The sequence below is a fragment of the Loktanella sp. Alg231-35 genome, from assembly GCF_900143545.1.
In the GTDB taxonomy this organism is placed as follows: Bacteria; Pseudomonadota; Alphaproteobacteria; order Rhodobacterales; family Rhodobacteraceae; genus Yoonia.
The window spans coordinates 519814-540625 of the sequence record NZ_FREV01000003.1; the positions used below are offsets into that span (position 1 = coordinate 519814).

The following is a 20812-nucleotide window of genomic DNA, read 5'->3' on the forward strand; positions in this document are numbered from 1 at the left end:
GGTAGGACGGGAAGGAAGACCCAATGCTCGACACTGCCCTGATCTTTGATGCCGCCCTGTTGCCGGCCATGCTGGTTGCCATGTTGGCAGGCATCTTATCATTCCTTAGCCCCTGTGTATTGCCTGTCGTGCCGCCATATCTGGCGTATATGGGTGGGGTGTCTGTCAGCGAGATGGAAGAAACCGCACAGGCCCGCCGCAGGGTATTCGTGTCTGCGGTGTTCTTTGTGCTTGGTCTGTCCACCGTGTTCTTGCTGCTGGGCCTCGCGTTTTCGCAGATGGGCCGGATGATGCTGCAAGTGCAGGACTGGTTTATCGTCGTGGCGGGCGCCATGATCATGATCCTCGGGGCGCATTTTGTGGGTGTTTTCCGTATCGGGTTTCTGGACCGTGAATTGCGTGTCGATGCGGGCGACAAGGGCGGTTCGGCCTTTGGCGCTTATCTGCTGGGGCTTGCCTTTGCCTTTGGCTGGACACCCTGTCTTGGCCCGATCCTTGGCGCGATCCTTAGCCTTGCGGCCTCGGAGGGTGACGTGTCGCGCGGTACGGTGCTTTTGGCGGTCTATGCGCTTGGGCTTGGCACTCCTTTTCTGCTGGTTGCCGCGTTCTTTCCGCGCCTCAAAGGTGTCATGGGCTGGATGAAGCGGCATATGGACCGGATCGAAAGGACCTCTGGTCTGTTGCTCTGGACGGTCGGCCTGATGATGATGACAGGCCAGTTTGCCGCTCTCAGCTATTGGCTGCTTGAGCAATTCCCTGCACTCGCTCTGGTGGGCTGATCAGAGTGCCGCTAACCTAAGCGGAACGTCAGCACGGGGCAGGGATGAACGCAGCCAATCAACAGGTCACCAGACGTCGGGTTTTTCATATTCCCGGCTATGACCCTATGCATCCCCGCCGCTACCGCGAGCTTTATCGCAAAGAGGCCGCCGCACAGGCCGAAATCAGCGGGTATGAGATCGCAGTGAAGGCCGAAACCGCCGCAGACAGTTTTCGCTGGTCGGTGGCTGCAAGGATTGATGGGCAATCGACGCTGGCGCAAGTCGATATGCTGGTTTGGTCCGACATCGTGCGTGAGAGCATGGCACAGTCGATCCCGGCAACCTATTGGCAGCTCGTCCATACAGCGTGGATCTACATCCGCACTGGTACGCTGCGGCGTTTGATGTGGATGCGCAAAGGGCCAGTGATTGCCGCACTCTATCCAGTAGTGATGCTTTTGGCGCAGCTTGCCGCCGCAGTGCTTGTTGGGGCGGGTCTTGGTGGTTTGGCCCATCGGTTGATCATGGGCGCACTGGGGCTTGTCGGGTTCACCGAAGGGGTGGTTTTTGAAAGTGTCGCATGGGGTGCATGGGGCATCTATTGGGTGTTGTTCTTTGCCAGTGTGGTGGTGTTGCTGCGTTGGTTTAAGACCAAGGACAACACCCTCTTTGCCTATTACCTAATGCACGACTACGCCTTTTCCGCCCGTCTAAGTGGGGAAGACCCGCCAGAGTTGGCAGCGCGGATGACGCAATTCTCGGACACGATCGCGGCGGCACTGGCCGAAGACGTGGACGAAGTGCTGATCGTGGGCCATTCCTCTGGCGCGCATCTGGCTGTGTCAATCCTGGCCGATGTGATCCGTGGCGGGCATGTGACAGCAGATGGCACGCGGTTGGCCTTTTTGTCGCTGGGCCATGTGGTGCCGATGATGTCATTCCTGCCACGCGCGCGCCGGTTGCGCCGCGATCTGGCCTTTCTGGCCACGCAAGAGAATTTCACCTGGGTGGATGTCTCTGCCCCCGGCGATGGCTGCTGTTTTGCGCTTTGTGATCCGGTGGGGGTCAGCGGCGTCGCGCCTGAAGGCAAACGCTGGCCGTTGGTCATATCCGCGGCCTTCACCCAAAGCCTGTCACCGGCAAAGTGGAAGGCGCTGCGATGGCGGTTCTTCCGGCTGCATTTTCAGTACCTTTGCGCCTTTGATCAGCCCAAGGACTATGACTATTTTCAGATCACGGCAGGGCCGATGTTTCTGGGCGAACGGTATCGTGGGCGCAAACCCTCAAAATCCCGCATCGACACACCGGTGTCGAAATACACGTCCATGCTACCATGACAGCGCTGCCCCCCAAGCCGCCCTCCCGGCCAGAGAAGGTGTCGCTATGGCGGTATCTGCGGCTGTTCCGGCAGGATATCCTGTCAGCGCAGCCAGCCAAACTGTACCGCGCATGGATGGCCGAGTTTCGGACCCCTTTCTTTCGCAGTTATCTGGTGAATGATCCGGTTCTGGTCAAAGAGGTGCTGCGGGACAATCCTGATGCCTATCCAAAATCTGACCGGATAGGGGCCGGGTTGCGACCCTTGCTGGGAAACAGCGTGTTCCTGACCAACGGAGAGCTGTGGAAACGCCAAAGGCGGATCATTGATCCGGCCTTTGAAGGCGGGCGGTTGCGCGACACGTTTCCCGGTATTCTCGCGGCGACTGAGGCCGGGGTGGCGCGTCTTGCCCACGTGGCAAACGATACGCCGCAGGAAATCGAGGCGCTTACCAGCCATATCGCCGCTGACGTGATCTTTCGCACGTTGTTTTCGATCCCGATTGAGGATGAAACAGCGCAAGAAGTCTTTTCCGCCTTTCGCGATTACCAACGCAGCCAGCCAATCGTGAACCTTGCAGCATTTGTCAGGGGGCCGTCTTGGATGCCCCGGTTCTTCAAACGCGAGACGCGGCAGACAGCGCGGCACCTTCGCCGGTTGATCACGCAGTTGGTGGAACAGCGGTTGGCCCTGATTGCCTCTGGTGAGGCGCCCGATGATCTGGCCACGAAGATACTGACCACGGCCGATCCTGACACCGGCCAGACATTCACCCGTGATGAGATGGTCGATCAGGTCGCGATCTTCTTTTTAGCCGGACATGAAACCAGTGCGTCAGCCATCGCATGGGCATTGTACCTAGTGGCGACTAACCCAGACTGGCAGGATCTGCTGGCGGCAGAGGCGGCGGTGTTCTCGGGGCAATTTTCTGAGCTGTCGCAGCTCAAGCAAACCCGCGATGTGTTCCGCGAGACGCTACGTCTGTATCCCCCGGTCCCGATGATGGTGCGCGAAGCACAGGCAGAGACGGTCTTTCGCAAGCGCCAGATCAAACGTGGCGCGCAAATCGTTCTATCGCCATGGCATCAACACCGGCACACCCGGTTGTGGGAGAACCCAGATGCATTCGATCCCGCCCGATGGGACACTGATGCAGGCACGCTCAGCGCAAGGACGGCCTATATGCCGTTTTCTGCCGGGCCGCGTGTTTGCACCGGGGCAGGGTTTGCCATGATCGAAGGTGTGGTGGTTCTGGCCGGTTTGCTGCGGGCCTACCGATTTTCCCCGGTTGATGGGCAGGTGCCGGTGCCGGTTGCGCATTTGACGGTCCGCGCGCGTCAGGGAATCATTTTGCGAATCGGGTCGCGGAATGGCGTCCTTGTTTCCAAACCGGAGACAGAATAGGATAATCGTACTTATCGCAGTCTAGTCCGAAACGCGTCGGCGATCTTCCACTCATGCGATGAAATTTTAGAAATCATTCAATTTCAATTACTTAAGGTGAAAACCTCTGCGGTTTGAGTTAGATTTGACCTGTCACATAATTGTGCTGTTCATCTTTTCATGACACAAATGTGGCAGTGTTATGTTAGTTATTTTTTGTCAGTAAACCGGGGGTCTCCATGACAATCTCTCTTCCAGGATCTTCTCGTGGTGGACTATTTGGGCGCAAGAAGAAGGCGCTTGATCTGAATATCACCAAGACGAAGGCACCGCTTGAAGGTGAGCAATTGGCGCGTCTTTTCGACAAATCCACGCCAAAGCCGAAAGCGGTCAAGCCTGCCAAGATGAATGCCTCTGAAACGCGCGAGCGTGACCGGCTGTCATCACTGCGCGGCGCACTTTACGCCAAAGACTGACTTCAGCCCAAGGCGCGTTCCAGAACGTAAACCCTGATTGCAGACGCGAGGCCAATATCGCCGCGCGTCTCGTCTATTTCTGCGGCCAGCCCATTGATGGTTTTTGCGTCCGCTTCCGCGATCCGGCGGAACTCATCCCAGAATATATCTTCCAGTGACACGCTTGTGCGGTGGCCGCGCAGCGTGAGCGAGCGTTTGACAGGGCGACGGTGGGTCATTCGTCTTCAAACCTGAGTTGTGACAGACGCTTGCTTGCCTGCTCGGCTTGCGATGCCTCTAGCACCTGCTGGGCCTTGCTGCGGCCAAAGCGGACGGCGTTTTCGTCCGCCTTGGCCTTTGCGTCGGCGCGGGTTTTCACCTTGCGTGCCTTGTTAAGGTTGACCGGCTTCATTTCGGGCCGATCATATCCTCTGGGCGCACGACTTTGTCGAATGTCGCTTCGTCCACAAACCCCAGCTTGATCGCCTCTTCCTTGAGGGTGGTGCCGTTTTTATGCGCGGTCTTAGCAACGGTTGTGGCGTTGTCATAACCGATTGTGGGGGCAAGTGCCGTCACCAGCATCAGCGATTCCCGCATCAGTTTTTCGATCCGCGTACGGTCCGCCTGAATGCCGGTCACGCAGTTATCGGTAAAGGTAACCGAGGCGTCGCCGATTAGCTGCATGGATTGCAGCACGTTATAGGCCATCATCGGCTTCATCACGTTCAGCTCAAAATGCCCCTGTGATCCAGCGAACCCGACAGCCGCATCATTGCCCATGACATGGGCGCAAACCTGCGTCATCGCTTCAACCTGTGTTGGGTTCACCTTGCCGGGCATAATCGACGATCCGGGTTCGTTTTCGGGCAACATCAACTCGCCCAGACCACAACGGGGCCCGGAACCCAGCATGCGGATATCAGCCGCTATCTTGTAAAGGCTCGCTGCTACGGTTTTGAGCGCGCCTGACATTTCAACTAACGCGTCATGTGCGGCGAGTGCTTCAAATTTGTTCGGGGCTGTCACGAAGGGCAGGCCGGTGATCTCTGCCATATTGGCCGCAACCGTTTCGCCCCAACCTTTTGGCGTGTTCAATCCCGTGCCGACAGCCGTGCCGCCTTGGGCCAGCTCATAGATGGCGGGCAGGGCGGCTTTGATACGGCGCATGCCCATGGAAACCTGATGGGTGTAGCCGGAAAATTCCTGTCCCAATGTCAGCGGTGTCGCGTCCATTGTGTGGGTGCGGCCGATCTTGATGATATCGTCGAAATCCTTGGTCTTTTGCGCCAAGGCGCTGTGCAGTTTCTCTAGCCCCGGAAGCAGCACGTTGTGCGCGGTTGTGGCCACGGCGATATGCATCGCTGTCGGGAACGTATCGTTCGACGATTGCCCCATATTACAGTGATCATTGGGGTGCACCGGTTCCTTGGACCCGATTGTGCCGCCCAGCATCTCAATTGCACGGTTCGAGATCACCTCATTGGCGTTCATGTTCGATTGCGTGCCCGATCCGGTCTGCCAGACCACCAGCGGGAAATGATCATCTAGCTTGCCCGCTACTACCTCTGCGGCGGCGGCGATCATCGCGTCGGCCAAAGCAGGATCGAGCTTGCCACGGTCTTTGTTGGCCATCGCACAGGCCTGTTTGATCACGCCAAGCCCACGCACAATCGCCACTGGCTGCTTTTCCCAACCGATGGGGAAATTCATGATCGAGCGCTGCGTTTGCGCGCCCCAGTACCGATCAGAGGGAACCTCCAAAGGGCCAAAGCTGTCCGTTTCTGTGCGTGTGTCGGTCATGGGAATACCCTGTCGTTGCTGGTTGTGCGCAGGGATATCCAATCAGGCTGGCGAAGGCAATTGATGACAGATCGGTCACTGCGTGGTGAAATAGGGGTATTTTAACAGAGGAGATTTACAATGCTTGGATTAGACCCCGAAAAGGAAAAACCCTTTGATCCCAATTGGGTGAGCCCCGACAAGGATGCAGCGCTGCGCAGTCAGCGTATTCTGATTTCTATCATCGGTCTGACGGCGATTCTCTTGCCGCCTGCTGTGGTAATCGTGGATCGTTTTGCCCCGTCGCCCTGTTTCCGCGACAGTCTGAGCCACTATTTTTATAGCCAGCGCGCTGGTGTGGTCTTTGTCATGACGCTGGCTTTTATTGGCACGCTTTTGTCGTCCTACCGGGCCGAGGCGCGTTTTGTGCGTCGTCTTGCGATTGTCGCAGGCATGGCGGGGCTATTGGTGGCGGTCTTCCCGACAGAAGGGCCGGGCTGCACAGAGGCTGCGTTTACCGCCCGGATGTTTGGATCAATCAACGCTGAAACGCCGATGGTTGTCTTTGCGACGGCGTTCATTCTGTTTCCCGGTGTCGGGACTATTCACTATATTGCGGCCTTCGTGCTTTTTGCCATTATGCTGTATTTTTGCGCCATTGTTTTTCGCCGCTCCGGTGCGCAGGATCGTGACCCCGACACGCAGGCGTTGCTGGTGGTGAAACGCAAGCGCAATCGCATTTATGCGGCATGTGCGTTAGTGATTGCAGCGGCGATGATTGTGATGGGGCTCAGTCAGATTGACGCCATCAGCGGCTATTTCTCGCAGAGGGTCATTCTTTATGGCGAAGCAGTCGCACTTTGGGCCTTTGGCATTGCTTGGCTGGTCAAAGGACGTCTTTTTGATACGTCGCTGGGCGCTTAGGACTTGCGGAACTGATCGAGGCTGACAACTTCGGCCTCTTTCGGGGCGTCTTGGCCTTCGTCCTCGGGTTCGACCATTTCTTCCATCGGTGCTTCTTCGGCATCCGCGCCTAGGGCCAAGTTTTCGTCGTCTTCGTCCTGCGTTTCAAAGCGCAGGCCGAATTCAACAGATGGATCAACGAAGGTCTTGATGGCGTCATAGGGCACATAAAGTGTTTCAGGATTGTCCCCGAAATTCAGCGTAATCGTAAAGCCCTCAGTGGTAACCTCAAGATCGGCAAACCAATGCTGTACCACGATGGTCATCTCACCGGGATACCGGTCCGACAGCCAATCGGCGATCTCGACATCAGGGTGCATTGTATCAAAGGTGATAAAGAAATGATGTGCGCCGGGCAGCCCGTCCTTTTGCACGTCCGTCAACACCTTTTGGATCAGGCTGCGCATAGCGCTGTGCATCAGATTTCCATAGTCGATGGTGCTGGTCACGGTGCTTTTCCCCTTGGTTCGCCCTTACCATAGGGGATTCCTTGGGCGTGAAAAGGGGCGGATTACATCAATCCCAATCCAATGCTGGCAAGCAGGCTAAGCGCTGCCGAAATGAGCAGGACCAGCGGCAGCGACCAATGCCGCCAAAGCAGCAGAACGGCGGCAGTGCATGCCAACGCCAAGGCAAGTGGGTTCAGGGTGCTGAACACCGGAAGGACCGTCTTGATGGGGCCAATGACAACGGGATTGACCCTCTCAAAGATCACATGCAGCGCAAACCACACTGACAGATTTGCAATAACACCGACGACCGCAGCGGTGATTGCCGCCAACGCGGCCCGCAACCGTGGCCTGCCATCCAGCCAGTCAATCAGAGGGGCGCCAGCGAAAATCCAGATAAAACAAGGCACAAACGTCACCCAAAGTGTCAGCATCCCCGCCAGCACCGCCATGCCCGGCCCGGCATTGGCCAATCCGGCAACCATGCCCACAAATTGGGTCACAAGTATCAGCGGCCCCGGCGTTGTCTCTGCCAACCCCAAGGCATCCATCATTTGTGGCGTGCTGAGCCATCCAAACCCGACAACGACCTCTTGCGTCATATAGGCCAGTACCGCGTAGGCCCCGCCAAATGTGACCACCGCAAGGGTCGAAAAGAAAACACCTACATCCATCAGAAATCCGTTGCCGGTGGCCGCGATTGGCACAAAGGGTACGGCCCAGATCACAAGCCCGATCACCAGAATACGCAGACTGCCACCTAAGCTGCCAGATGCGGGGAGGGCAGTTGTGCCATCATCGGTCGCGCCGATAGCACCAATGACCGCAGCCACAGCAATGACCAATGGGAAGGGCAGCGCGAAGATGAAAAGTGCCGCAAATGCGCAGGCGGCGATCAGGATGTGTTTTTGCGATATCAGCGCCCGTCTGGCGATCTTTAGCAACGCCTCGATCACGATGATCACAACAGTGGCTTTGACGCCCAGAAACAGCGCCTGCACGATCGGCAGATTGCCGTATGCGCCATATGCCAGCGCCAGCGCAAAGATCACCGCAGCCCCCGGCAGCACAAACAACCCGCCGCCGATCAGCCCCCCGATGATGCCTTTTCGTTTCCAACCTGCATAAGTGGCCAATTGCATCGCCTCCGGCCCCGGTAGCAGCATGCAGAATGACAGTGCGCGCAGGAACTGCGCTTCGGTCAGCCAGTCGCGTTTTTCGACCAGTTCTTTGTGCATCAAGGCGATTTGTGCCGCCGGGCCGCCGAAAGACAAAAGCCCGATGCGGCCAAAGACGCGGATCAGGTCAGAGGTCATGCCGTGCTACCGGTTGGCCAATCATGCCCTTCATCCTGTCCATCGCGCGCCCAACGATATAGCGCGTCATAGATCAACATACCTGCCTCCAACTGTGCCGGGTCATTGCGGTACATGCGCGACAACCCAACCGAAATGGCCAGCAGACCAGCGGCTTGCGGTGCTAAGTCATGCTGGTCGGTATCGGCAGCGCGCACCACGGTGGCAAGCGTATCAAGGGCAGGGTGGCGCAGGCCAAAGTCGCGTACCATCACATCAAAGGTGCAAAGCGGGCCGTCGTGGGTCCAGGGTGCCTGATCACCATCAAAGGGTGTGGCGTCGAACTTTACGGCCACATCAGCGACAGTCGCGGGTGGCACAAACATGAAACGCGCGGCAGGATCGACAAAGCGCCGGATCAGCCACGGGCAAGCAATACGGTCGATCTTGGGCCGGTGACGCGTCACCCAAAGCGATCCGGGAATTGCCGCCGCAGGCACACGCGGCAAACCGGCGTCGCGCCACGCATAGTTACCGCCTGAAAGCACCTGCGCGGGAATACCATGGCTGCGCAACAAGGCCGCAACACCATGCGAGAGTTTCAGGCCTTTCTGGCAGACAACAACGCATTGCTGACCGGCAAGCCGTGCCAGCAATCCGTCGATATCGCGGTGCGAATGCCGAAACGCCGAAGGCACTAAATGCGGGTCTTCGGCAAAGTCTTCGGCAACACAGACGTCAATGATGGCAGGACAGTCAACCGTGCCAATCAGCCGCATCAGTTGGGAGGGTGAGATTTCGTTGAAAGCAGCCATAGGTGCATCCTTTCTGAAGTGGTCAGTGGATGCGACGCTTTGGCCGGGGCCTCACGGGGCGTTCGCGGACCCCATGCGCCATTGATGCGAGATCAGGAGAATGCAGTCAAGTCTACCCAACAATCCGGCTAATCTCGCGCAGGATCTTGGCACGGATCGTCCGGGGGTATTCGCGGTGGGTGCGGGCGGTCATGACAAAGCCGTTCCGGGTGATCACGGCCCCCCGATAGAAATTGGTGATGGCCAATCCCATCGATTCAATCGCAATCCCGTTGATGGTCACACCGGCACGCTCGGCTGAATTGCGCGCCGCGCGCACGTCAGTGCCGCCATTTGGCGTACCATCGCCAGAGACATCGATCACACGGCGCGCACAATTTGGGACCTGATCAAAAAGTTTCAATGAAAAATAAATCGCCTCGGCCGGGGCGGTATCGGACAGCACAAAGGCGCGGGGCATCAGACGGGCCTGATCAGACAGCGATTGAACATCCAGCGCCGTGCGCACTTGCGTCCATGGGATCGAGACAGTCTGCCTGTCTGCCCCGGACCATTGCACCACGGCAACCGTTGTGCCGCCCGAAACCATTGTGTCTATGATTTCAGGGTCTTGCAGGGCGTCAGCCAGGCCGTCTGTTTGCAGGCGGTATTCAGCGGAATCAATGGAATTGGACACATCAATTGTCAGTATCAGCGCCGTGTCACAGGCCTCAGCAACAATCGGGGCCGCGGACAGCATGGCGGCACAGGCAAACCGTAGAAATCTCATCGGTTTATGGTGCGCAGAGTGACCGCGCATTGCAAGTCACAATGGCTTTGGCCGGGCGCGTCAAAAGGTGGGGTAAGTGCAGGTTTCTGTTGCCAGGTACCTGCGAACCCCGCCCTAGGTCGCAAAACCCAAGGAGTTAAGTTTCGATATTAGGCACAGCTTACGCTGCGACTGCCATCGGTGCATTGTTGTCATTTGCAACTATACAATTTGAACCGATAACGGTGGTATCTCACCGAGACAAAGCAAACCCCTTTAGACGTTCGTCGATCCTATTTCGTCCCCATAGCCCTCAAATGAAGGGTGTTTGGTGGAGACGCCGGGTACCGCCCCCGGGTCCGATCCGCTTATTACGAGCGCGTTTATGTCCATAGTCCCGAAGAACTTCTTATAGATAGGCAAGCGCGAAGGCGCGCGCAAGGGCTAGCACATCTCAAGCGCGGGCGGCGCACCACTCAGGACAGGTCGTCGCAGCTTTAGCGCGCGGCGCGCTTCTTCGTGCAGTCCCAGTTTCACACGGTGACAGCGCATGCCTCTGTGCTTTGGGTGGACATCCGGTTTCCATAAGCGTCGCGTCATTGGCCTTTTCCTGTCTGCTTAGAAAAGAGACGATGGGCAATTGGGCGTGCGAGCTAACTCTCACCGTAGTTGGGACCTTTGGCGATTTGGGTCAAAAGGCAAACGAGATGCATGAATTCTGTGGTCTGTGTACAGACACTGTGTCCACAGCATTCAGTGTTGCAACCAAGTGGCAATGTCACCGGTTGTGCAGAGCTGAAGTGCTATTAACTCCGCTGACTGGGCAGGGCGTAATAGCCCGGAGACGTCAGATATCGCAGGGGTAAAAAGCCTGCGGGTTTACTCTTCGACCACCTCAATGCGCCATGAAGCGCCCGGCACCGGCTCCTCATCATCGGCTCCGATGCGCATTGTCTCTGTGAGTTGTTCGATCAATCCTAAGCCTAGAGAGAACGACTGAATGGGATCAATGCCGTAAACGCGCTTTTCTTCGACAAAGCCTTCAACAGAAACAACGGCGTAATAGTCTTCTACACCGGCTTGGCTGCCATCGGATGATATCGTCGCTTCGACACCTCTATCTGAAACGACCTGTAGTTTGATTGGCTTCATTGCTTGCCCTTTCTAAGCTGTCGCAGCGCTTCTGAGATCGCAGTGTCCGTTTCCTGCTGGTGAACCTAAGATCATCGGTGGTCTGGTTCAGAGGTTGAGCCAGATTGCAGGCACGCCCACGACGGCCTCTACCCAAAAGTAGATCCATTTCTTGCGGCTCGCGCCATCAATGATCACCGAGGTCAGTCGCCCGGCGGCGGCACCACACCAGCAGAACCCCAGCATCACATATGCCTCGGCTGAGCCAAGGATCAGCGCGCCGATCCCCATGCCCACGAACAGACAACCGACCGATGCACGGATTTCTGACATGCCCATCGTGGTGTCGCCCATGGTCAGGTCAAGCGCGCCCAGCGTATAGCGTGGCGCCAGCCAGCCAAAGCAGCCCAGCCCGATGCTGAGCACTGCAAAGATGATGTTGATGATGTCCATGACTGCCGCCTCTTATGTGGTGCATGGCAATGTGGCCCAACGGGCGGCAGGATCAAGTGCGCTTAGCTGAGTTGTTCCATGAAACAGGCTGAAATACTTGCAACTTCCTCGGCGGTGGATTCGCGTTTGAAGAACGTCGCCAAGCCCGTTTCAGGGAACATCAGATAGGTCTGGGTGGAATGATCGACCAGATAATACTCTGGATCATCGTCCTGCGCGCGGTAGTAGGTTTTGTAGGCCTGCGAGGCCGCTTTCACTTGTTCCGGCGTGCCCGTCAGTCCGATCATGTCGTCGTGAAAGTTGTCGGTATAATCGCGCACGACCTCAATCGTGTCTCGCTGGGGATCAATCGAGATAAAGACCGTGCCAATGTCCAACCCGTCTTCGGCCAGCAGTTCTGCGGCATAGGCGTTGCGTGCACTGTCGATGGGGCACACATCAGGGCAGAAGGTGTAGCCAAAGTAGACCAGCGTCGGTTTGGTGATGACATCAGTGTCGGTGACAGTTTCCCCGGTTTCCGAGACCAGTTCAAATGGTCCACCAATCGTGCTGCCTGCAACGGCGGTGTTGCCGCAGGGATCGTATGACGCGTTTTGTGACTGCCAGACATAGAGCCCTAATGCGGCGGCCACGGCGAGGGTGGTTGTCCCAAAGATGACGGCTTTCATAACCTGCTCCTGTTTATTCGATTTGGGCGCACTTTATGCCGATCGCGGCGGGCTGCAACGCAAAGATGCGTGACCGATTGCCGCTACCGTGCGGCCTTGTCTCGTGCGGCAATCACACCCTGCGCGAGCTCTTGCGTATAGGTGGCAAGTGCTGCGAGGTTCGCGTCGGCGGCACCGGCGTCCTGCGCTTCAATCGCGTCGGCGATCATCTGGTGCAAACCGATGATTTTCTCGCGCGAGCGCGCTGAGAAGGTGATCATGTTCATCAGCGGCTGCATCGCTTCAACCGCGCCTGCCAGTTGATAGGACAAAACCGGGTTGTCTGCTGCATCCACCAACGCACGGTGAAAGGCTACGTCAGAGGCGCAAAAGGCCTCGTCCGTCAGGCCCGGTTGTGATTGCCGATGCGCCTCGGCGCGCATGGTGGCAAGATGATCTGCACTGCGCCGCTGGGCCGACAGTGGCGCGCAGGCACGTTCGAGTGCGTAACGCGCTTCGCAGGCTGTGGCAAAGCTGACCGCATTCATGGATAGCAGCAAAGTCGAGGTCGTGATTTGCTGCCCATAGGCATCTTCGAATTTCAGTCGGTTAACAAAGGCCCCGCCAGTGGCCCCACGCTGCGTCCGGATCAGCGATTGGGCGGCAAGCCGCTTCAATGCCTCGCGCACGGTGGGGCGCGAGACGTCGAATTGTTCGGCCAATTCTGCCTCGGACGGCAGGCGTTCGTCGACGGGCAAGGCCCCCGATATGATGGCATCGCGGATCGCTTTGGCGATCTGGGCCGAAAGATCGGCAGAGCTGGAGGGATCAATTTTCATTTGTCAGACAATTAAACGTCTGACATATGATTAGGCAAGTCTTGAGTCGCAAATAATGCATCGTAGGAGGACGTTCGTGCCACATCTGATCCGATCAACGCTATGGCTGTCGTTCTTTGGAGCGATCCTTGTTGCTTGGTGGATCATGTATGTCATGGCAATGGATATGGATCTTGACCTGTTGGGCCGTCCGGGGCCGATGGGGCAGGCGATGGCGGCAATGGATCCACGCATGCCGATGGATATGCCCATGGCGCGGTTTGGTCCGCTGTTTGCGATGTGGGCCATTATGATGGCTGCGATGATGTTGCCCACAATGGTGCCAACGCTGACAACCTATGAAAGTTTGATGGTCAGTGCCGACGGCACGCGGGCCGGGTGGCTGGGCGTATTGCTGGGGTATTTCATCGTCTGGGTCGCCTTTGCTGCCGTCATTACAGGTGTCCAATTGATCCTGCTGTTTGGCGGCGTGATAGATATGCTGGGGATTGCACCAACGTGGTTGTCGGCCACACTGCTTGTGGTGGTTGGGGCGTTTCAGTTCACCCGCGCCAAAGAGGTCTGCCATGGTGTCTGTCATGCGCCGATGAATTACTTCCTAGGCCATTGGAAAACTGGTTTTGGTGGTGGTCTGCGCATGGGCCTTGGGTTGGGCGCTTTTTGTGTGGTCTGTTGTTGGGGCTTCATGGCCTTGGGTTTTGTTGGCGGCGTGATGAGCCTGGCCTGGATGGGCCTAGCGACGTTGCTGATGGTCTTTGAGAAACTGCCCGACATCGGGCATCGTATTATCAAGCCTACCGGTGTTGTGCTGATCGGCGCAGGCATCGTGCTGGCATTTTTCTAACGAAAGGGACGAGATATGGCTGAAAAAGAACGCGCACCCGCTGACAGGTTGCCGATCTCGCAACGCATTGACCAGCGGATGGAAAGCAATCCGCTGCGTCGCAAGATGAAGCCCACCGAATGGGCGATCAAGGGAGAGCTGTTCCTGAACTGCTCTTGCACAGTGTTTTGCCCTTGCGTCGTGAGCCTCGGCGCGCACCCTCCGACGGAAGGGCACTGCCATGCGTGGATGGCGATTGCCATTGATGAAGGGCATTTTGAGGGCGAGGACCTGTCAGGTCTGAACGTGGGTCTGCTGGTCGATATTCCGGGCCGCATGGCCGAGGGCAACTGGAAGGTTGCGGCCTATGTGGATGAACGCTCTACCCAGAAAGCCTATAATGGCATTCTGAAGATTTTCAGCGGCGCTGCGGGGGGCACAACAGGCCTGTTCACCATGCTGGTCTCCGAGATCATCGGGGCCGAGCGCGAGAAAGTCGAGATTGTGCGCGAAGGCAGCAAGCGCGGTATCTACATTGGTCGCAAAATCCAAGGAGAGATTGAGCTGATGAAGGGCGCGAGCCCCGATCATCCGGTGATGATCTCAAATTCCAAATACTGGATGGGCCCCGATATCATCGCGGCCACTGGGACACGGTCCAAGGTCCGCGACTATGGCCGTGTCTGGGACTTTGGCGGTAAATCGGCAGAGGTCTGCGCGATCGACTGGAAGGGCCCCAAGCCGTGATCAGCCCCGCGTATTGCCAGACCATGGCACGCTATAATGCGTGGCAGAATGATGGGTTGCGCAAGATGGTTGGCGTAATGAGCGTCGCAGACCTGATCGAAGACCGTGGCGCATTTTTCGGGTCTATTTTTGCGACGCTGAACCATCTGCTGTGGGGTGACACGATCTGGATCAGCCGTTTCGATGGCGGTCAAGGGCCTGCTGTGCCTGCCAAGGACCACCGCGAGATTACCCCGACGCCTGCCGTTTGGGCGGCAGAGAGGTTTCGCATGGATGCGCGCGTTACGCTATGGGCGCAAAGTGTCAGTGCCGTTGATCTGGTGGGCGATCTGACGTGGTACTCGGACATGGCGGGTCGCGAAATCACAAGACCCAAGGCGCTTTGCGTTATGCAGTTGTTCAATCATCAGACTCATCACCGCGGGCAGGTTCATGCCATGCTGACGGCGTTGGGTTTGAAACCCAACGACACTGATCTGCCATTCATGCCGGAGTAACGCCCATGGCCGTCATTGCACCTTCGCGCCGCATCCGGCGCACCCCCTTTACCCCTGGCGTCGAAGCTGCCGGGGTGAAGGGCTATACCGTTTATAACCATATGCTTTTGCCAACTGTGTTTCGCAGTGTGGAAGAGGACTATCACCATCTAAAGTCCGCTGTGCAGGTCTGGGATGTTGCTGTTGAACGGCAAGTGGAACTGCGCGGCCCAGATTCCGCCCGACTGATGCAAATGCTGACGCCCCGCGACCTGCGCGGGATGATGCCGGGGCAGTGTTTCTATGTGCCGATTGTTGATGAAACCGGCGGAATGCTGAATGACCCGGTGGCGCTGAAGCTGTCCGAGGACCGCTGGTGGATTTCGATCGCCGACAGTGATTTGCTGTTCTGGGTCAAAGGGCTTGCCTATGGGTACCGGCTTGATGTGCTGGTGGATGAGCCCGACATCTCGCCTTTGGCCGTGCAGGGGCCTTTGGCCGATGATCTGATGGCGCGGGTCTTTGGGGATGCGGTCCGTGCGATCAAGTTCTTCCGCTTTGGCTGGTTTGATTTTGACGGTGTCAGCATGGCCGTCGCCCGCTCGGGCTATTCCAAGCAGGGCGGGTTTGAGATTTACGTCGATGGCACCAAGAACGGGATGCCGCTGTGGAATGCGCTGATGGAGGCGGGCAGGGACCTTGACGTTTATGCCGGTTGCCCCAACCTGATTGAACGGATCGAGGGCGGTTTGCTGTCTTATGGCAATGACATGACCCGCGAGAACACACCGCATGAATGTGGATTGGGCCGGTTTTGCTCAACGCAAACGGCCATTGGCTGTGTGGGACGTGATGCGCTGTTGCGGGTGGCCAAAGAAGGGCCGACCCAGCAGATCCGGGCGATCTCGATTGATGGTGACATTCCCCCTTGCGATGCCGCCTGGCCGCTGATGGCCAAGGGCAAGCGGGTGGGGCAGATCACATCTGCCGCGAAATCACCGGATTTCAAGACCAATGTGGCCATTGGCATGGTGCGTATGACCCATTGGGATGAGGGCACAGTTTTGCAGGTGGACACACCCGATGGGCCGCGTGATGTGACGGTAAACGAGGACTTCTGGCTATAGCGCGTGATGCGCCGTCGGAGACTCCGACGGAAGTCTGATTGGACGAAGAAAAAGATGGGCCCGGCGCCCGGACGGAGAGGAATGAAGATGTTTAACGCTTTGGTGGTCGATAAGAACGACGAGGGCAAGACCAGCGCCGCCGTGCAAGAGATCAGCCTTGATCAATTGCCAGCAGGCGATGTGACCGTTGCCGTCGATTATTCGACGGTGAACTACAAGGATGGTCTTTGCATTGGGCCGGGTGGTGGTCTGGTCCGTAATTATCCGCATGTGCCGGGGATTGATTTTGCAGGCACGGTCGAGACCTCAGATGATGATCGTTACAAGCCCGGAGACAAGGTTGTTCTGACCGGGTGGCGCGTGGGCGAGGCCCATTGGGGTGGGTATGCCCAAAAGGCGCGGGTCAAGGCCGATTGGCTGGTGCCGCTGCCCAGCGGTCTGGATACCCGTCAGGCGATGGCTGTGGGTACGGCAGGTTTCACGGCGATGCTGGCGGTGATGGCCCTAGAGGATCACGGCATCAAGGATGGTCCTGTGCTGGTCACCGGTGCGGCTGGCGGTGTGGGGTCCGTTGCGACGGCGATTCTGGCCAATCTGGGTCATGAGGTTGCCGCTGTGACAGGACGCCCTGAAACGGCGGACTATCTGACATCGCTGGGGGCGACCCAGATTGTGCCACGTGAAGAGATCAATGAGACCACCAAGCGCCCGCTTGAGGCCGAAACATGGGGCGGCTGTGTTGATGCTGTTGGCGGCGACATGCTGGCGCGGGTGCTGGGGCAGATGCAGTATGGGGCGTCCGTCTCAGCGGTAGGTTTGGCCGGTGGTGCCGGTCTGCCTGCAACTGTCATTCCGTTCCTGCTGCGCGGTGTGAACCTGCTAGGCATCGACAGCGTGATGCAGCCGTATCAGAACCGTCTGCGTGCATGGGAACGGATCGCCAAAGATCTGCCGATGGACAAGCTAGAGGCGATGATCCAGCCAGCGACCCTGTCCGATCTGCCTGATCTGGGGCGTGGTATTCTGAAAGGTCAGGTGAAGGGCCGCGTGGTTGTTGATGTAAACGGCTGATCCCAGCCCAACGGATAACGAAAAAGGGGCGCCCGAACCGGGCGCCCCTTTCTTTTTGTTTGTGGCAAGGATCACTCAGCCGGTTGTGCCTGACTGGTATCAACCGCAACACCAGCCTTGTCGCGGCGGTGATCGTTCCACATCGCCTTGGCCAGTGAAAGCATCATGCCCACCATGATGATACAGAAGGGCAGCGCCCCAATGATCATCGCGTTTTGCAAGGCCGACAGACCGCCGCCACCTGCGACAAGCAACGTACCGATCAGCAGCATCATGATCACACCCCAGATTATGCGGTGGAACACGCCGGTTTCTTCGGCCCCGCCTGACATGATGGTGTTCATCACCAGAATGCCGGAGTCAGCGGATGTCACAAGGAACGTCATGATCAGGATCACGCACATCACAACCAGAATGCCATAGAGTGCATCTGGCAGCATGGCCTCCATGGTCACAAAGAGCTTGGCAGAGTTGGACGCTGCGATGATGGCCCCATCAGCCGCACCGGAGAGTTCCAGATCAATCGCTGTGCCACCCAGGATGGTCATCCATGCCCAGCACACCAGACTTGGTGCGATGACAGCGCCCAGTACGAATTCACGTACAGTGCGCCCGCGCGAGATGCGCGCAAGGAACAAACCAACAAAGGGCGAAAACGCGATCCACCAGGCCCAGTAGAAAGTGGTCCAACCGGCCTGCCATGCAAACAGACGCCCTTCGGTGCCAGCTGCATAAATGGCGGTAAGTGTCTCCTCGCCCAGCCCTTGTGCCGCAGCAGGTGCGCCTTCACTGAAGCTCGCGAATGAGCCCCAAGGGTTGCCGCTTGCAGATGCATAAAGCGCCGAAAGGTCCTCAGCGGACAGCGCGGCTGCCGCTTCTGGCAAGGCTGCCGTGAAGGTCGCCATGTCTTGTGTCGAATGCGCCCCAAAGCTAAGCGACAGGAAGTTGAAGACATAATCGGCGAAAGCGGTTGCATAGGTGGTCATGGCAAACAGGAAGCTGCCAAAGATCACGAATGTCAGGAGCAAGATCACCGAAAGCACAAGGTTGAGGTTCGACAGGTATTTTACCCCGCGCCCAACGCCCGACACAGCCGAGATGATCGACAGCGACATGATGATAAAGAGCGCCACCAGCAGACCGATGGTCGATGGGGCAGGGGCATCACCAGATGTATCCTGTAGCCATGCCATTCCAGTGACAGAGTACACACCGTCAACAAACTGGGCGACACCAAAGCCGATCGTCACAGACACACCAAGGATCGTTGCGACAACACCCAGAACGTCAATCAGGTGACCCAGCGGGCTGTTTGCCCATTTGCCGATCAGTGGTGTCAGGGCCGAACGGATCGTGAGCGGCATGCCGCGTGTATAGGCGTAATAGGCCAGCGACAAACCAGTCACCACATAGATGGCCCATGCGTGAAACCCGTAGTGCGCGAAGGTATAGCGATAGGCACCTGTAAGGGCTTCTTCGGTATTGGGTGCGACGTCTCCGGCGACGGTCAGCGGGTTAGAGCCCCAAAGGCCCACAGGCTCTGCGGTGGCAAAGGTCATCAGACCAACACCCAAACCGGCACCGAACATCATCGCAAACCACGAAAAGTTCGAGAACTCGGGCGTGTCGCCGGGTTGCCCGAGGATCCGCTTGCCTGTTGACGGGATGAGAGCCACAGCAAACAGAAAGACGGCAAAGCAGCCCGTTGCAATTACGTAAAAGCCGTTGAAGCCATTCAGCAGCGTTGCGTTCCAGCTGGAAAGCGCTGTGCCGGCGCCTAGCGGCCAGATCAGTGCCCATAGCACCAAAACGACCATTGATATCTTGGAGATCAGCGCGATCGGAAGGGAGTACCCTTCGTAGAATCCGCTGTCTTGTGTATTGATGTCCACATCTGTGAACGGTGGTTTAACGGCCATATTTTTCCCTCCTGTTGTGGACGCAATCTATGTGCGCCCATCAATTTGATCAGGTTTGGCGAACCTGATTGCGGGCAATGGTACCATAGAATGCCCGAATAATGTGCGAAAATGCCCGCTTTGCGTACTGAATACGTCATTTTGCGGGACCGCTCTGCCCTGTCAGCGCAGTCCTTATTGGCGTGCGCGCTTGCTGCGGTTGCAGCATCGCTTTGCTGTTGCGCCGTCGTTTCAGCAATGATTGCGCCGGGTTTGATGTCCACGGTTTGCTCTTTGGCCAAGTTAACCACGACACAGGCATGCGTGTGGTCATCGATGGGTGATAGTTTGGCTTGACCTTTGGGCGGTGCTTGGGCCCCATGCGCATATGACTTTAGATATCGCATGGGTGCGTGCCCAGTTCCCCGCCTTTGACCAACCGTCGCTGCAAGATCAGGCGCATTTTGAAAATGCAGGCGGGTCTTATGCCTGCCGTCAGGTGATCGACCGTTTGTATCGGTTCTATACTGAACGAAAGGTGCAGACGCATCACCCCTTTGAGGCATCGCGCCTTGCCGGAGAAGAGATGGACGAAGCGCAGGCGCGGCTGGCTGAAATGCTGGGTGTGAAAACGCAAGAGCTGTCCTTTGGGCCTTCGACCACACAGAACACTTACGTTCTATCGCAGGCCGTGCGCAAATGGATCAAACCGGGCCAGAGCATTGTTGTGACCAATCAGGATCACGAAGCAAACAGCGGCCCGTGGCGACGTTTGGCAGAGGATGGTGTTTCGATACTGGAATGGCAGATTGACCCTGACACGGGTGAACTTCACCTTGATGATCTGGCAGCACTGCTAGAACAGGACGTGGCCCTTGTCTGCTTTCCGCATTGTTCCAATGTGGTGGGGGCGATCAATGATGTGGCGGCAATCACTGCACTGGCCAGATCCGCAGGTGCGCGCACTGTCGTGGATGGTGTCAGCTATGTCCCGCATGGGTTTCCTGATGTGGGTGCCTTGGGCTGTGACGTGTATTTGTTCAGTGCCTACAAGACCTTTGGCCCACATCAGGGCCTCATGGTGATCCGCGAGGCGTGGGGTTTTGAACTGCCCAATCAGGGGCATCATTTTAATGGTGACATCCTTTACAAACGCTTCACCCCTGCGGGGCCGGATCATGCGCAGGTCGCTGCATCCGCGGGGATGGCCGACTATTTTGAGGCGATGTCAGCCCACCATGGTGGCGGGTCGGCGGCAGATGCTGCGCGGTTATCCCATAATCTGATGCGCGATCATGAGGTCGATTTGCTGCAACCGCTACTGGATTATGTCTCATCCAAGAATTCGGTGCGGCTGATCGGCCCTGCCAACGCGTCCACGCGTGCGCCGACAGTTGCGATGGCCTTGAGCACCAATGCCGACGCCACAGCCGCCGCTTTGGCCCCGCTTGGCATCATGGCCGGTGGTGGTGATTTTTATGCCCAACGCCCCTTGGCTGCGGTGGGTGTCGACCCTGCCAAGGGCGTGCTGCGCGTCAGCTTTGTCCACTACACAACCAAAGCAGACGTTGACGGATTGATGGGCGCGCTAGATCAAGTCTTGTAAGCAGGCCAAGACGACCTGCGCGGAGGTC

At 57.5% G+C, this 20812-nt stretch carries 23 protein-coding genes and 1 other RNA gene; 11 read left to right on the forward strand and 13 right to left on the reverse strand.

The annotated features are described in order from the left end of the window. Nucleotides 1-23: 23 nt before the first annotated feature. The 4 genes from DHN10_RS09490 (at nt 24) to DHN10_RS09505 (ending at nt 3938) form a co-directional block, all read left to right on the forward strand. Nucleotides 24-779, forward strand: a complete 756-nt coding sequence (locus DHN10_RS09490) for a cytochrome c biogenesis CcdA family protein (protein ID WP_108815055.1) — start codon at nt 24-26, stop codon at nt 777-779. 44 nt (nt 780-823) lie between these two features. Further along, on the forward strand, nt 824-2098 hold the full coding sequence (locus tag DHN10_RS09495) for a hypothetical protein (protein WP_108815056.1): 1275 nt from the start codon (nt 824-826) through the stop codon (nt 2096-2098). Then, the gene (locus DHN10_RS09500; protein WP_108815057.1) at nt 2095-3483 is read left to right on the forward strand and encodes a cytochrome P450; all 1389 of its coding nucleotides are present in this window, start codon (nt 2095-2097) and stop codon (nt 3481-3483) included. Before DHN10_RS09495 ends, DHN10_RS09500 begins: the two co-directional genes overlap by 4 nt. Before the next feature lie 218 nt (nt 3484-3701). After that, on the forward strand, nt 3702-3938 hold the full coding sequence (locus DHN10_RS09505) for a hypothetical protein (RefSeq protein ID WP_108815058.1): 237 nt from the start codon (nt 3702-3704) through the stop codon (nt 3936-3938). Between the two features lie 2 nt (nt 3939-3940). Here the strand turns inward: DHN10_RS09505 and DHN10_RS09510 are convergent, their stop codons facing one another. The 3 genes from DHN10_RS09510 to fumC are packed head-to-tail and all read right to left on the reverse strand — an operon-like array spanning nt 3941 to nt 5717. After that, entirely contained in the window at nt 3941-4156 is a 216-nt protein-coding gene (locus DHN10_RS09510) for a ribbon-helix-helix domain-containing protein (protein WP_108815059.1), read from the reverse strand. Continuing rightward, entirely contained in the window at nt 4153-4329 is a 177-nt protein-coding gene (locus DHN10_RS09515) for a DUF4169 family protein (RefSeq protein ID WP_108815060.1), read from the reverse strand. Before DHN10_RS09515 ends, DHN10_RS09510 begins: the two co-directional genes overlap by 4 nt. Next, nucleotides 4326-5717: a class II fumarate hydratase gene (gene fumC, locus DHN10_RS09520; protein WP_108815061.1), complete on the reverse strand. Its 1392-nt coding sequence runs from the start codon at nt 5715-5717 to the stop codon at nt 4326-4328. Before fumC ends, DHN10_RS09515 begins: the two co-directional genes overlap by 4 nt. Nucleotides 5718-5837: 120 nt before the next feature. Between fumC and DHN10_RS09525 the strand changes: the two genes are divergently transcribed. After that, nucleotides 5838-6620 (forward strand): hypothetical protein, encoded by a 783-nt coding sequence (locus DHN10_RS09525; protein ID WP_108815062.1) that lies wholly within the window; start codon nt 5838-5840, stop codon nt 6618-6620. Here DHN10_RS09525 and DHN10_RS09530 read toward each other — a convergent pair. From DHN10_RS09530 to DHN10_RS09570, 9 genes are all read right to left on the reverse strand, one after another. Continuing rightward, entirely contained in the window at nt 6617-7108 is a 492-nt protein-coding gene (locus tag DHN10_RS09530) for an SspB family protein (protein WP_108815063.1), read from the reverse strand. The two genes, DHN10_RS09525 and DHN10_RS09530, sit on opposite strands and share 4 nt — an antisense overlap. 62 nt (nt 7109-7170) lie before the next feature. Beyond that, entirely contained in the window at nt 7171-8424 is a 1254-nt protein-coding gene (gene chrA / locus DHN10_RS09535; RefSeq protein ID WP_108815064.1) for a chromate efflux transporter, read from the reverse strand. Further along, a complete protein-coding gene (locus DHN10_RS09540; RefSeq protein ID WP_108815065.1) occupies nt 8421-9218 on the reverse strand; it encodes a chromate resistance protein ChrB domain-containing protein in 798 nt (265 codons plus the stop codon). The genes chrA and DHN10_RS09540 overlap by 4 nt, the downstream gene beginning before the upstream one ends. A gap of 112 nt (nt 9219-9330) precedes the next feature. Continuing rightward, entirely contained in the window at nt 9331-9987 is a 657-nt protein-coding gene (locus DHN10_RS09545; protein ID WP_108815066.1) for a DUF1194 domain-containing protein, read from the reverse strand. Between the two features lie 75 nt (nt 9988-10062). Beyond that, nucleotides 10063-10411, reverse strand: a transfer-messenger RNA (tmRNA) gene (ssrA, locus tag DHN10_RS09550). 434 nt (nt 10412-10845) lie between these two features. Next, nucleotides 10846-11118 (reverse strand): hypothetical protein, encoded by a 273-nt coding sequence (locus DHN10_RS09555; protein WP_108815067.1) that lies wholly within the window; start codon nt 11116-11118, stop codon nt 10846-10848. Between the two features lie 87 nt (nt 11119-11205). Beyond that, on the reverse strand, nt 11206-11550 hold the full coding sequence (locus DHN10_RS09560; RefSeq protein WP_108815068.1) for a DUF4345 family protein: 345 nt from the start codon (nt 11548-11550) through the stop codon (nt 11206-11208). Nucleotides 11551-11612: 62 nt separating this feature from the next. Further along, a complete protein-coding gene (locus DHN10_RS09565) occupies nt 11613-12218 on the reverse strand; it encodes an SCO family protein (RefSeq protein WP_108815069.1) in 606 nt (201 codons plus the stop codon). A gap of 83 nt (nt 12219-12301) precedes the next feature. Then, complete coding sequence (locus DHN10_RS09570; RefSeq protein WP_108815070.1) at nt 12302-13036, reverse strand: FadR/GntR family transcriptional regulator; 735 nt, start codon at nt 13034-13036, stop codon at nt 12302-12304. Between the two features lie 55 nt (nt 13037-13091). On the opposite strand from DHN10_RS09570, the gene DHN10_RS09575 reads away from it, so the two are divergent. The 5 genes from DHN10_RS09575 (at nt 13092) to acuI (ending at nt 17280) form a co-directional block, all read left to right on the forward strand. Further along, complete coding sequence (locus tag DHN10_RS09575) at nt 13092-13880, forward strand: DUF2182 domain-containing protein (protein ID WP_199910657.1); 789 nt, start codon at nt 13092-13094, stop codon at nt 13878-13880. A gap of 15 nt (nt 13881-13895) precedes the next feature. Next, nucleotides 13896-14606 carry a DUF1326 domain-containing protein gene (locus DHN10_RS09580; protein WP_108815072.1) on the forward strand — a complete coding sequence of 237 codons (711 nt, stop codon included), beginning with the start codon at nt 13896-13898 and terminating at the stop codon, nt 14604-14606. Between the two features lie 23 nt (nt 14607-14629). Next, nucleotides 14630-15103, forward strand: a complete 474-nt coding sequence (locus tag DHN10_RS09585) for a DinB family protein (protein WP_108815073.1) — start codon at nt 14630-14632, stop codon at nt 15101-15103. A gap of 5 nt (nt 15104-15108) precedes the next feature. Further along, nucleotides 15109-16209, forward strand: a complete 1101-nt coding sequence (locus DHN10_RS09590) for a dimethylsulfoniopropionate demethylase (RefSeq protein ID WP_108815074.1) — start codon at nt 15109-15111, stop codon at nt 16207-16209. Nucleotides 16210-16296: 87 nt separating this feature from the next. Then, the gene (gene acuI, locus DHN10_RS09595) at nt 16297-17280 is read left to right on the forward strand and encodes an acryloyl-CoA reductase (protein ID WP_108815172.1); all 984 of its coding nucleotides are present in this window, start codon (nt 16297-16299) and stop codon (nt 17278-17280) included. A 71-nt stretch (nt 17281-17351) separates the two neighbouring features. On the opposite strand, the gene DHN10_RS09600 is transcribed toward acuI, so the two are convergent. Beyond that, a complete protein-coding gene (locus tag DHN10_RS09600) occupies nt 17352-19199 on the reverse strand; it encodes a BCCT family transporter (protein ID WP_108815075.1) in 1848 nt (615 codons plus the stop codon). Between the two features lie 367 nt (nt 19200-19566). On the opposite strand from DHN10_RS09600, the gene DHN10_RS09605 reads away from it, so the two are divergent. Beyond that, complete coding sequence (locus DHN10_RS09605; protein ID WP_108815173.1) at nt 19567-20784, forward strand: aminotransferase class V-fold PLP-dependent enzyme; 1218 nt, start codon at nt 19567-19569, stop codon at nt 20782-20784. The last annotated feature ends 28 nt before the right edge of the window (nt 20785-20812 follow it).